Origin of the sequence: Terrisporobacter vanillatitrophus (assembly GCF_051148895.1) — a bacterium.
GTDB lineage: Bacteria > Bacillota > Clostridia > Peptostreptococcales > Peptostreptococcaceae > Terrisporobacter > Terrisporobacter vanillatitrophus.
The window spans coordinates 1,077,024-1,089,459 of record NZ_CP154625.1; the positions used below are offsets into that span (position 1 = coordinate 1,077,024).

At 27.4% G+C, this 12,436-nt stretch carries 17 protein-coding genes; 16 read left to right on the plus strand and 1 reads right to left on the minus strand.

All coding sequences use genetic code 11. The features are described from left to right. Nucleotides 1-32: 32 nt before the first annotated feature. Both TVTCOM_RS05435 and TVTCOM_RS05440 read left to right on the plus strand, forming a co-directional pair. Nucleotides 33-857 carry a DUF975 family protein gene (locus tag TVTCOM_RS05435; RefSeq protein WP_434798832.1) on the plus strand — a complete coding sequence of 275 codons (825 nt, stop codon included), beginning with the start codon at nt 33-35 and terminating at the stop codon, nt 855-857. A 4-nt stretch (nt 858-861) separates the two neighbouring features. Continuing rightward, on the plus strand, nt 862-1,638 hold the full coding sequence (locus tag TVTCOM_RS05440; protein WP_434798833.1) for an AAA family ATPase: 777 nt from the start codon (nt 862-864) through the stop codon (nt 1,636-1,638). A 113-nt stretch (nt 1,639-1,751) separates the two neighbouring features. Here the strand turns inward: TVTCOM_RS05440 and TVTCOM_RS05445 are convergent, their stop codons facing one another. Continuing rightward, on the minus strand, nt 1,752-2,312 hold the full coding sequence (locus tag TVTCOM_RS05445) for a DUF3793 family protein (RefSeq protein WP_434798834.1): 561 nt from the start codon (nt 2,310-2,312) through the stop codon (nt 1,752-1,754). Nucleotides 2,313-2,497: 185 nt separating this feature from the next. Between TVTCOM_RS05445 and TVTCOM_RS05450 the strand changes: the two genes are divergently transcribed. From TVTCOM_RS05450 to TVTCOM_RS05515, 14 genes are all read left to right on the plus strand, one after another. Further along, nucleotides 2,498-2,836, plus strand: a complete 339-nt coding sequence (locus TVTCOM_RS05450) for a DUF2325 domain-containing protein (protein WP_434798835.1) — start codon at nt 2,498-2,500, stop codon at nt 2,834-2,836. Nucleotides 2,837-3,033: 197 nt separating this feature from the next. After that, entirely contained in the window at nt 3,034-5,034 is a 2,001-nt protein-coding gene (locus TVTCOM_RS05455; protein ID WP_434798836.1) for a fructose-1,6-bisphosphatase, read from the plus strand. 160 nt (nt 5,035-5,194) lie between these two features. Further along, nucleotides 5,195-5,854 (plus strand): lytic transglycosylase domain-containing protein, encoded by a 660-nt coding sequence (locus TVTCOM_RS05460; protein ID WP_434798837.1) that lies wholly within the window; start codon nt 5,195-5,197, stop codon nt 5,852-5,854. Nucleotides 5,855-5,885: 31 nt separating this feature from the next. Then, nucleotides 5,886-6,311 (plus strand): YaaR family protein, encoded by a 426-nt coding sequence (locus tag TVTCOM_RS05465; protein ID WP_434798838.1) that lies wholly within the window; start codon nt 5,886-5,888, stop codon nt 6,309-6,311. A 10-nt stretch (nt 6,312-6,321) separates the two neighbouring features. Further along, on the plus strand, nt 6,322-6,627 hold the full coding sequence (locus TVTCOM_RS05470) for a FliM/FliN family flagellar motor switch protein (protein WP_434798839.1): 306 nt from the start codon (nt 6,322-6,324) through the stop codon (nt 6,625-6,627). Nucleotides 6,628-6,647: 20 nt separating this feature from the next. Further along, nucleotides 6,648-6,923, plus strand: a complete 276-nt coding sequence (gene flgM, locus TVTCOM_RS05475) for a flagellar biosynthesis anti-sigma factor FlgM (protein ID WP_434798840.1) — start codon at nt 6,648-6,650, stop codon at nt 6,921-6,923. After that, nucleotides 6,920-7,333: a flagellar protein FlgN gene (locus tag TVTCOM_RS05480; RefSeq protein WP_434798841.1), complete on the plus strand. Its 414-nt coding sequence runs from the start codon at nt 6,920-6,922 to the stop codon at nt 7,331-7,333. Before flgM ends, TVTCOM_RS05480 begins: the two co-directional genes overlap by 4 nt. A 15-nt stretch (nt 7,334-7,348) precedes the next feature. Further along, nucleotides 7,349-8,656 carry a flagellar hook-associated protein FlgK gene (gene flgK, locus TVTCOM_RS05485; RefSeq protein WP_434798842.1) on the plus strand — a complete coding sequence of 436 codons (1,308 nt, stop codon included), beginning with the start codon at nt 7,349-7,351 and terminating at the stop codon, nt 8,654-8,656. Between the two features lie 9 nt (nt 8,657-8,665). Further along, the gene (locus TVTCOM_RS05490; RefSeq protein ID WP_434798843.1) at nt 8,666-9,616 is read left to right on the plus strand and encodes a flagellar hook-associated protein FlgL; all 951 of its coding nucleotides are present in this window, start codon (nt 8,666-8,668) and stop codon (nt 9,614-9,616) included. A gap of 26 nt (nt 9,617-9,642) precedes the next feature. Then, the gene (fliW, locus tag TVTCOM_RS05495; protein ID WP_434798844.1) at nt 9,643-10,014 is read left to right on the plus strand and encodes a flagellar assembly protein FliW; all 372 of its coding nucleotides are present in this window, start codon (nt 9,643-9,645) and stop codon (nt 10,012-10,014) included. An 11-nt stretch (nt 10,015-10,025) separates the two neighbouring features. Next, complete coding sequence (gene csrA, locus TVTCOM_RS05500; RefSeq protein WP_434798845.1) at nt 10,026-10,238, plus strand: carbon storage regulator CsrA; 213 nt, start codon at nt 10,026-10,028, stop codon at nt 10,236-10,238. A gap of 15 nt (nt 10,239-10,253) precedes the next feature. Then, nucleotides 10,254-10,637 (plus strand): flagellar export chaperone FliS, encoded by a 384-nt coding sequence (gene fliS, locus TVTCOM_RS05505; RefSeq protein WP_434798846.1) that lies wholly within the window; start codon nt 10,254-10,256, stop codon nt 10,635-10,637. 11 nt (nt 10,638-10,648) lie between these two features. Then, nucleotides 10,649-12,076: a flagellar filament capping protein FliD gene (fliD, locus tag TVTCOM_RS05510; protein WP_434798847.1), complete on the plus strand. Its 1,428-nt coding sequence runs from the start codon at nt 10,649-10,651 to the stop codon at nt 12,074-12,076. A 20-nt stretch (nt 12,077-12,096) separates the two neighbouring features. Further along, on the plus strand, nt 12,097-12,414 hold the full coding sequence (locus TVTCOM_RS05515) for a hypothetical protein (RefSeq protein WP_434798848.1): 318 nt from the start codon (nt 12,097-12,099) through the stop codon (nt 12,412-12,414). Nucleotides 12,415-12,436: the final 22 nt, after the last annotated feature.

Here is a 12,436-nt window from a genome sequence, read left to right on the forward strand (position 1 = left end):
TAATATACTTAATAGTAAAAGGAGGAGAAAATATGTGGATAAGAAGTGAACTGAAAGAACGAGGAAAAGTTACATTTAAAAAGTTTTACTGGAAAGCAGTGCTAGTATGCTTTATATGTTTATTATTAAGTGGAGGTTTAGGAAGTGGAGTTGGTAGCAGAGTAAGTGATGCTTACGATTCATTTATGTATAACGATTATAATTATATAGATGATTACGATTATGGCAATGATGAATATTATAATGATGAAGATTTAGATCAAGAAATATCAGATCCTTTTAATATAGTGGAGGGAATTTTTGCAAGTGGGTTCTTTTTATTGTTTATAGGTATATTTATACTTCTTTTTATTATATCATTTATTATTAAGTTACTAATTGTTTATCCAATAGAAATAGGTAAAAATAATTTCTTTATGGGAATCAGAGAAGAAGAAAAGACCTTAGATAGCTTAATTTTTATTTATAAAAGTGGTCAACTTAAAAATACAATATTTACCATGTTTATGAAAGGTTTATTCCAATTTTTATGGTCATTGTTGTTAATAATTCCGGGAATAATAAAATCTTATGAATATAGAATGATACCATATATATTATGTGAAAATCCAGATATAAGCAGACAAAGGGCTTTTGAAATAAGTAAAAGAATGATGAAGGGTAATAAGTGGGATACTTTTGTATTGGATTTATCTTTCTTAGGATGGGAGATATTATCAGGTATTACTATAGGTATACTTGGTATTTTTTATGTTAATCCTTATGTGCAAAGTACAAATGCGGAATTATATGCTTACCTTAGAGAAGATGCTCTTAAAAATGGGTATGTTAGTAGTAGTGAATTAATAGGATTTTAATATATTGAAAGGCAAATGTAAAATGGAAGAAATCAATTATAATACTTTTATTAGAGAAGTGAAAATCAATAAAGAAAAGATAGAAAATATTAATGAGTATCCTTTTTCTTTGCCTATAATAAAGCATTTTGAAAAATTAAAAATGCACCCAAAAGTGACTTTTATTGTAGGAGAAAATGGTAGTGGAAAATCAACCTTATTGGAAGCTATAGCTGTAGCATATGGATTTAACCCAGAAGGTGGTACCAAGAACTTTAATTTTTCTACAAGAAATAGTCATTCCATACTTTATAAATATATTACCTTAGTAAAAGGAATAAAAATTCCAAAAGATGGATTTTTCTTAAGAGCGGAGTCTATGTATAACTTAGCTACTAATATAGATGAGCTAGATAGTACTATTGGAGCAGGGGCTAGGATCATTGATTCATATGGAGGAACATCTCTTCATGATCAATCTCATGGAGAATCATTTTTTTCTGTAATGTTAAATAGGTTTTCTAGAAATGGCATATACATCCTTGATGAGCCAGAAGCAGCTCTGTCTCCATCTAGACAAATGTCAATGCTTACTAGAATAAATGAATTGGTAAAAGCAAATTGTCAATTTATTATAAGTACTCATTCACCCATACTTATGACTTATCCAGATTCTACAATATATGAAATTAAAGATAACAAAATTAGAGAAGTAAATGTGGAAGAAACGGATCATTTTCAAATAACAAAATCATTTTTGAATAATAAAGAAAAGTTTTTAAATATTTTATTGAATGATTAAGATTAAATATATATTAAAATGACAACTATATCAAATGATATAGTTGTTATTTTTGTTGCGGATATATTATATTCTCATTCCTAATATCATTCCTATAAAGTAAAGAATTATAATTAAAATTTTATTCCGTCATGCACTAATGTTTCTAATGGATAATTATTATCATAAAGATAAGTAAATATTTGAGTATATTTTTTAAAAATTTCAAATTTATTACTGCAAAGTTCAACATGGTGGTAAACTTTCCAACAACCACAAATTTTAAAATTATTTCCTTTATATTTAATAAAATCTTTTACATCATTTAAAGGATAACCTAGAAAAACACCAACTTCATGAGGTGTTTTATGAAAAAGTTCAAATCTATATTTCAAGTGTGAGATATAATCTTTTGTATTAATACTTTCATATCCATAAGTACTTAAAAAGTCTATAACATTTTTGTTTTTTAAATCATTAAGAAGCATTTTTGATCTATAAAGATAAATTAAATCATATTTATCGCAAGTATAAATAATATCTAAATACACATCTAAAGAATTTAAAAGAAGATTATAATTTCCAACTTCAATATTTAGATTTAATTTATTATTTTTATAAATTTTGAATAAGCTACCTGTTTTTACTCCAGCTAAAGTAGGTGAAGCATATTTTATTAATAATTTATCTATCATAAAAATCATTCCTTAAAAGTTATATAGTTTTATTATTCTTATAAAAAAGGCAATCTATAATTGGAATTTTATGTAAAATTTGCGAAAATGATTTGTATTTGTTGACAAGTTGGAAATAAAATGATATCTTTATAATAAGCATTAATGATAATCATTATCAATAATTAAAGGAGGATGAAAGATAAATGACTTTATTGGTAGTAGGTGGAAATGAAAGAATGAAGAGAGAATATATTAATTTAGGAAAAGAAAAAGGATATAAAACGAAAGTAATATTAAATATGTCATCAAAAGCTCTTAAGGATTTTGGAAGTCCAAATGCAGTTGTAATGTTTACTTCCACAGTATCTCACAAGTTAAAAACTGTAGTGGAAACTCAAGCAAAGAAAAAAAATATACCTCTTATAAGACATTACAATAACAGTAAAGTATCTTTTATGGAATGTCTTGATAAAGTAGATGAATGTAATGGTGAATGTTCATCATGTAAATATAATTTTAAAAAAACTAAGAGTTTTACATAAAATAGATAAGAGAAAAAGATTCAGTAACAATATAACCTTCCCTAAAAAAGAATGAGATAGCTCATTCTTTTTTATTTGTATAAAAATATATTATTGATATTTGAAATAAAATATAAAGAGCAACTATAAGAAAAATTAATATAAAAATATATGTTATAATAATTTAGAGTAAGAAATTTAATAGGGAGGAATTTTATATGAAAGAAATATATGAAGTTTCAGATGATTATTTAAATAGCCAACTTAAATATTTGAAATTATTATCTAAACAATACTCAAGCATATCCAAAGCAAGTGCTGAAATTATAAATTTAAAAGCGATATTAAATCTTCCTAAGGGTACAGAACATTTTCTGTCAGATATTCATGGAGAATACGAACCTTTTGTACATGTATTAAAAAATGCATCAGGAGTAATAAAAAGAAAAATAGAAGAGTTATTTGGAAATTCCATGATAGAAAGTGAGCGTAGAAGGCTAGCTACTCTTGTATATTATCCAGAACAAAAGTTAGATTTAATTGAAAAACAAGAAAATGAAAAAGAAATAGAAGACTTCTACAGAATAAGTATTCATAGGTTAATTGAACTTTTAAGATATGCTTCTAGTAAATATACAAGATCAAAAGTAAGAAAGTTCCTTCCAAAAGATTTTAGATATATTATAGAGGAGTTATTGCACCCAGATTCAACTAGTCCTCATAAAGATGAGTATTACAAAAGTATAGTAGACAATATTATTGAAATAGATAGAGCTAGAGTATTTATAATAGAAGTTTCTAAAGCGATACAAAAACTTGTTATAGATAGATTGCATATAGTTGGAGATATTTATGATAGAGGGCCAAGACCTGATATTATTATGGATACTTTAATGAATTATCATAATGTGGATATACAATGGGGAAACCATGATATATTATGGATGGGAGCTGCAGCAGGACAAAAAGTATGTGTAGCCAATGCCATAAGAATATCTGCTAGATATGCCAATTTAGATATAGTAGAAGATATTTATGGAATTAATATATTACCTTTAGCAACATTTGCCTTAGAAGTATACAAAGATGATCCATGCAGAGAATTTATGCCAAAGATGAGTGATGATGAAACATCCATAACGGAGAAATCTCTAATAGCGAAAATGCATAAGGCAATTAGTATAATCCAATTTAAATTAGAAGCTGAAATAATTAAAAGAAGACCTGACTTTGAAATGGACCATAGATTATTACTAAGCAAGGTAGATTATGAAGAAGGAACAATAAAACTAAAGGGTAAAACTTATAAGTTAAAAGACACTAATTTTCCAACAATAGACCCAAAAGATCCTTATAAATTAACGCAAAGAGAAGAAATTGTAATAGAGAAGCTGGCTATATCTTTTGAAAATAGTGACAAACTTCAAAAACACGTAGGTTTTTTATTTTCAAAGGGAAGTATTTATTTAAAGACTAATGGTAATTTGTTAGTTCATGGATGTGTACCTTTAAGTGATGACGGAGACTTTATGTCTATGAAAATTGACAATCAGGAGTATAAAGGTAAGGCACTAATGGACAAGATGGAATCTTATATTAGAAAAGGATATTTCTTTGATAAAAATCATCCAGAAAAAGAATATGGAAAAGATATGATGTGGTACTTATGGACAGGCAAATGTTCATCCTTATTTGGAAAAGATGATATGGCCACATATGAAAGATATTTTATAGATGAAAAAGAAGCCCAAAGAGAAAATAAAAATCCATACTATACTTTAAGAGAAGAAGATGAAATTTTAAAGAGGATTTTTGATGAATTTGATTTAGATTTTGACAGTGGTCACGTAATAAATGGTCATGTACCTGTAAAGAGTAAAAATGGTGAAAGTCCATTAAAAGCAGGTGGCAGAATTTTAGCAATAGATGGTGGTTTCTCTAGAGCTTACCAAGGTAAAACAGGAATAGCAGGATATACTTTAATATATAATTCACAAATGATGCAATTAGTATCACATGAGCCCTTTTCATCAGCAGAAGATTCTATATTTAATGAAAAAGATATATTGTCTACATCAATAATTGTGGAAAATAGAGCAAATAGAATGTTTGTGAGAGATACTTATGATGGAATGAAAATTCAACAAGAAGTAAATGATTTGAAGATGCTGATAATTGCTTACAAAAAAGGCCTAATTAAAGAAATGCAAGTTGAATGAAAATATTAAATTGTAAATGAGCTATATATTAGTAAATAGCTCATTTTTATTTGAAAATATATAGCTGTATCTTAAAGAAAAAATATAAAAAAACAATTTATTGTATAAAGATAATATAGAATCGTACGTATTATAAAAATAAAAAGATTGAGGAGAATATATGATTAATAGCATTGACTTATTAAAATATCAGCTAAGTAATTCTTTAACTGGTTTAAATAAATGTAGTTGTGGGTCTAGCAGCAATTCTTTTGACATGGTAATGATAAGTTTATTAAAAGCAATTTCTACTACGAATTCTCAAAATATAAATATAAATATAAACTTAAATAAGGACGATCTTGACAATATATTAGGATTAGAAACATTAAATAGTAGTCAAAATTCAAATAAAATAGAAGCAACTAATAAAGATAAAAATGTAAATGAAAGAATTGAAAATGCAATAGGAAATGCTGCTAAAAAGTATGGAGTAGATGAGAATTTGATAAGATCCATAATCAAAGTGGAATCAAATTTTGATCCTAACGCTGTATCTGGTGCAGGAGCAAAAGGATTAATGCAGTTAATGCCTTTCAATTGTACTGATTTAGGAGTGAAAGATCCATTAAATATTGAACAAAATATAGATGGTGGAACAAGACATATAAAAGAATATTTAGATATGTATAATGGAGATGTACAAATGGCATTGATGGCATATAATGGAGGTCCAGGTAGAATGGCTAGTAGAGGGGTTGATTCTATAAATGATTTATATAAAATGCCAAAGGAAACTCAAAATTATGTACCAAAAGTAATGAAGTATTATAAAGGATAATACTGAAAATATTTATAAATAGAGGATAAATATGAAAGTAGAACAGGTGGGTATAAATAGAAATATTAATACTATAGAAAATAGAGGAAATAAACAAAAAAGTAGTTTTAATGATAGTTTTAATATGGCCAATAGATTTAAAAGTAAAGAAGAAATAGAATTATATATAAAAGAAATAAAATCAATTGGTGAAAAGGTAGTTGCAACTCAAAGTTATGGCGATGTAATAAATTATAAAAAAGCAATTAAATCATACTTAAAGTCAGTTGTGGATTACATATATAGTTTAAATCAAAATTCAAGTTTTTGGGATGGAAATTATTATAAAACGGTAAAAGTTGTAGATGAAAAATTAGAGAGTCTTACTAAAGAATTATTATACGAGGAAAAAGAAAATATAGATTTGGCTACAAAAATAGATGAGATAAACGGACTTTTAATCGATATGTATTTATAAAGGAGGAAATATGAATAATATTTATTCAGTAGAATTTGAACAATTAGTAGAAGGTGAAAAAATACCAACTGATAGTGCTAATCAAATATTTGGAGCGCTTATGGACATAACGATTTCCATGGGAAGTGCAAAAGAGAAAATTGGAAAAATAGTAAACTATAAAGTAGGAGATATAATAGTGCTTGACAAGCATGTTGAAGAGACACTTGACATAAATGTTAACGGAAAAATGATAGCAAGTGGAGAAAGTATTATTATAGATAATAAGTTAGCAGTTAGACTTTCACAGATTAAAACTGTAAATCAAGATATCTAGTGATTAAAAGGAGGTGCACTATGAAGATTAACAATATTAAATTTTCAAATATTGATAATGTTTATAAGACTAAAAAAATGGAATTTGAAAATACAAATAATAAAAATAATAAATCAGATTCAGTGCAAATATCAGATTTGGGAAAATACTTGAATAAAGTAAATACAAATAAAGAAGATGTAAATATGGATAAAGTGAATGATATAAAAAAACGAATTGAAAATGGAACATATTCAGTAGATTCAAAAGCTTTAGCAAAAAAAATAATAGAAAAGATGGAGGGTGATAACAATTGAATTCACAGTTAAAAGTAATAATATTTGAAGAAAAAAATATTATTAAAAACTTATTAACTCTTTTAGATGAACAATATAGCTTAATAATTGATAAAGATGTTATTAAGATGGATAAGATTGCTAAAGAATTAGATGAAGCCGCTAAAAATTTAGCAAGAATAGAGATAAAAAGAAGAAATATTATGGGTAGTGAAGCTAGTATGAAAGAAGTTGTTGAGGATAGTAATGATGAAAAAGTAAAGCAAGCTTATGAAGAAATACAAACTACCTTAAAAATGATAGAAATACAAAAAGAAGCAAATGAAATACTTATAAAGCAAAGATTATTCTTTACTAAAAAAATGATTAATTGCATAAAGCCAAACAAAGGAATAGGCACATACAACGCTTATGGACAAGTAGGTAAATAAGATGGGGGTACATATATGGCTGGATTATTAGGGAGTTTACACTCAGCTAAATCGGGAATGACTGTAAGTCAAACATCAATACAGACTACATCACACAATATTAACAATATGAATACACCTGGATACACTAGACAAAGAGTAGAACAAAGTGCAAAAAGTGCTTATAGTAATCCAGGTTTTAATAGTAGCCTTGGAGCAGGTCAATTAGGGACAGGTGTAGAGGCTACTGATATTATTAGGATAAGAAATACTTTTTATGATTATCAGTATAGAAGTGAATCTCATAATTACGGTGAAATAAGTACGAAATATGAGTACTATACAAATATGGAGACTATATTTAATGAGCCTTCAGAAACATCAATCTCAGCTTCCATAGCTAACTTTTTTTCTAGTTGGCAAGAATTATCAAAGAATCCTACTGATGTAGGATCTAAGGATATTATGGTTCAAAATACTAAGTATCTTGCAGATAATATTAGCAATATAAAGAAAAAGCTAGATAGTCTGTCAGAACAGGCTAATAAAAAGCTTAACGAAGATGTTGAAGAAGTAAACGATATGCTTGAGCAACTTAAAGAATTAGATAAACAGATAAAAATAGTTGAAGGTAGTGGAAAAACGCCCAATGACTTGATGGATGAGAGAGATAAGGTTATAGATGATTTAAGTATGAAGCTGAATTTAACTAACGATGATGTTAAACAGCTTTTAGATAGTACATATGATGCAGGCGGTAATTTTACACCATTAACTGTAGATGATATTAAAGGCTTGGACAATGTGTCAGGAGAAATACAAGGTTCTTTAGATATGATAGACAAAATAAATGAATATACAACTAGTTTAACCGAATTAGCAAAGGGTATAGCTGAAGGTGTTAATAAAGTTCTTGCAGATGGAGGTGCTACACCATCTGATTTATTTATATTTGATGCTGATAAAAATCCAATATTAAGTGTAAATAAAGATTTATCAGATAGACCTAGAGATTTCGAGATTTCAACAGAAACAGCCTTAGCAATGTATAAATTAAAAGATGAAAAAATAACTATAGGAGGAGAAACGACTACTATAGATAAATTCTACAACCAAATAATACAAAAGCTAGGTAATGAATCACAAGAAATAATAAGACAAGAAAGTAACCAAAGTAAAATAATAAAAGAAATAGATAATACAAGACTAAATACGTCAGGAGTATCTCTAGATGAAGAAATGGTAAATTTAATACAATTTCAACATGCATACAATGCCAGTGCAAAGGTGGTATCTACTATAGATAGTCTCTTAGATGTAGTTATAAATGGACTTAAGAGATAGGAGGTAAATATGAGAATAACAAATACTTCAATGATAAGAAATCATATGTATGATACTCAAGAAAATTTAACTAGAATGAATAAAATAAATGAGCAGATTAATTCTGGTAAAATGATAAATAGAGTTTCTGATGATCCACATAAAGCTATAAGGATAATGAACTTAAATAATGAAATAAAATATACAGAAAAATATAACTATAATATAGATGAGACTGTAGGGTGGATGGACACAACTGATGGCTCTTTAGAACATTTAGGAAATGTACTTGGAGATATAAAAGAAGATATATTAAAAGTTGGCAATGGTACATATTCAGATGAGGAGCTTGAAGCAATAAAGGCAGAGACTAATGAAAAACTTAAAGAAATAGCTGATGTTATGAATACGACTTATGCTGGTAAGTATATGTTTGGTGGGACTAACGTGGATGAGCCACCTATAATAATGGAAGAAAAAGATGGTATAGTTACTTTGAAAATTAATGCAAATTCAAATACAAATGATTTAAGAGCCGATATATCTGATGGTATAAATATAGATTATAATGTATCAGTTGGAGAAATTTTTAATGGTGTAGACAGTAATGGGAATCCAGTGGACTTTCTTGAAGAACTTAATAATGTATCTAATCTTATGAATGAAATAACTAAGGGTGATGCTACTCAAAAGAGTGCAGCAAAAGAGCAATTATTAGGAACTACTAAGAGTAATATAGATAATTTATATAATCACGCTTTAGATGAAAGAACATCTTTAGGAGTGAGAGTAAGTACGGCAGAAAAAGTAAAAGAACTAAATGAGGAAAATATATTAAATATGAAGGGAGTATTATCTCTAGACCAAGATGTGGATCAAGTTGAAGCATTTATACAGTTAAAATCAGCAGAATTAGTATATCAAGCATCTATACAAGTTGGTACTAAGTTAATACAACCTACTATTTTAGACTATTTATAATACAAGGAAGTAGTTTGGAGGCATAAATGAAAATATTTTTTGAACAAGGAATACCTGGACTTGAAAAATATAAAAAATTTGAGATAAGTCAAATTGATGGAAATGAAAGATTTAGAATGATAACATCTACAGAAGATTCCAATATTGGTTTTGTGGCAATATCACCTTTTGAAATAAAAAAAGATTATGAAATAAATTTAAACGATGAAGTAATTAAAGATCTGGATATAGAGAGTCCTAAAGATGTACTTCTTCTAAATTTAATAACTTTAGGAAAAACTCTAGAAAAAAGTACAGTTAATTTAAAAGCTCCTATTATAATAAATATAAAAAACAATAAAGGTAAACAATTAATACTACAAGAAGACAAATACAATATAAAAGAACCTTTAATGTAAGGAGTGGAAATATGTTAGTAATTACTAGGAAAAAAGGACAATCTCTATTAATAGGAGATGACATAGAGATAAAAATAGTGAAAGTTGATGATGGAAGTGTAAAAATAGCAATAGATGCCCCTAAAGAAAAAGTTATACTTAGAAAAGAAGTATATGAAAATGTAAAGGAAGAAAATTCAAATGCTATTGCAAACACTGAAGAAATAGAAAAGTTATTTAAGTAAGAGAGGGAGAATTTGATGTACACAGCAAATCCATACAATGCATACAAGCAAAACTCAGTAAATATGGCATCTAGAGAAAAATTATTATTAATGCTTTTAGATGGAGCAGTAAAGTATACAAAAATAGCAAGATTAGCAATCTTAGAAAAAGATATAGCTAGAGCTCATAAGGAACTAGTTAGGGTTCAAGATATATTTTTAGAGTTAATGGTAACGATGGATAGAAGTTCAGGAAAATATATGGATGATTTATATAACTTATATGATTTTATAAAGAGAGAATTAGCAAGAGCAAATATAAAAAAGGATGTCAAAATATTAGATGACTTACTACCTATAATAGAAGAAGTTAGGGATATGTGGTACGAAGTAGATAAAAAAATAAAGACTGATAAATAGGAGGGGATAATATGTCTAGTGTAAGTAGTATAAGATTATCAGGCTTAGCAAGTGGAATAGATACAGATGAAATGATAAAATCCATGATGACTGCGGATCAAGACAAAATAGATAAAGCTGGGCAAAAACAGCAAACTATTACGTGGCAACAAGAAATATATAGAGAAGTAATAAGTGAAGCGAGAAGTCTTACAGATAAATATTTCTCACTTACTTCAAAAAATTCTATAATTAGTAGTAGTGCATGGAATACACTTAGCATAGATAGTTCTAATAGTAGTATGATGAGTGCTAAAGGTAATGCTGGGGCAAGTGATGTAAATTATACATTTGAAATTACTAATCTTGCCGAACCTGCGACTATAGAACAGACATTTAATAGTAAAACAGAGAAAGTAGGACCTGGAAGCTTTGATATAACACTGGGAGATGGAACAACTAAAACTATAACTCTTGGAGCTGATGATACAGTAGAAACTATGATTAAATCCATAAATGATGCAATGGGTGGCAAAGTAAAAGCATCATATAGTGAAATGACAAAGAAGTTTACTATAAAAACTACTGAAACAGGAACAAACGCATCAATAAAAATAACTAATTCTACTGTAGGGACTATTATAAATACCACAAATACAGGAAAGAATATGGCAGGTACCGTAAAGTCCAATGGAGTTGAAGTGAAAGATTTAAGTGATCAATCTTCTAATTCTTTTACTATAGATAATATAGAATATAATATCTATACTACTGGCACTTCAAATATCACCTCTAAAGAAGATTATCAAACTGTAGTAGATAATATGAATGCTTTTGTAGAAGACTATAATAAATTAATGGATAAAGTATACGATCTTGTTACGCAAAAAACTAATAAAGATTATCCACCATTAACTGAAGCTCAAAAAGAAGATATGAGTGAAGAGGAAATAGAAAAGTGGGAGGAGAAAGCCAAGCAAGGTTTACTCAGAAATGATTCAGAAATGAGACGCTTTATGGATAATATGCAAACAGCTATATTTGGAGATAATATGGCACTTTTGAATGAAATGGGACTGGGCTCTCATGAAAATTATAATAAAAAGGGTCAAATATCTTTAGATCAAGAGAAGTTTATAAAAGCATTAGGAAATAATGCTGAAAATGTTTATGAAACTTTTGCAGGAAGTGAAAATAGTGTATTTGAAAATATGAAAACTACTATGAATAATTATATTGGAGGTTCTTCTTCAATATTTGCTAAAAAAGCGGGTTTAGAAAAAACGGCATCATTTACGAATAACTATTATTCAGAACAACTTAAAAATCAAGCTGATATCATTAAAAGACTTCAAAATAAGTTTTCGGACAAAGAGACGGCTTTATATAAGAAATTTGCCAATTTAGAATCAAGTATGAATAAACTAAATAATCAAATGAATTACTTTAGTCAATTCTAGATATAAAGGAATAATATGAAATGGATAATGTTCAATTATATAAAAAAATATCATTAGAAATAGTATCAGCTATTAATAATGATGAAGTAGACCTTATTGAAGAATTATTAGATAAAAGACAATATATATTAGATGATGAAATAAATAAAGAAAGTTTAATTGAAGATTTAAAAGATATTGGAATCATGGAAATTGATAAAAATATACAAGAGTTGTTAGTTAAAAGTATATCTAATGTTAAAATAGAAATAAAAAAACATAAAAAATCTGTACAAGTTAATAATTCATATACAAATTCTTTTAGCGAAAATTTGAATATTTTTTATAAAAAGGTATAAAGGTTTTAAAAACATAACCGAA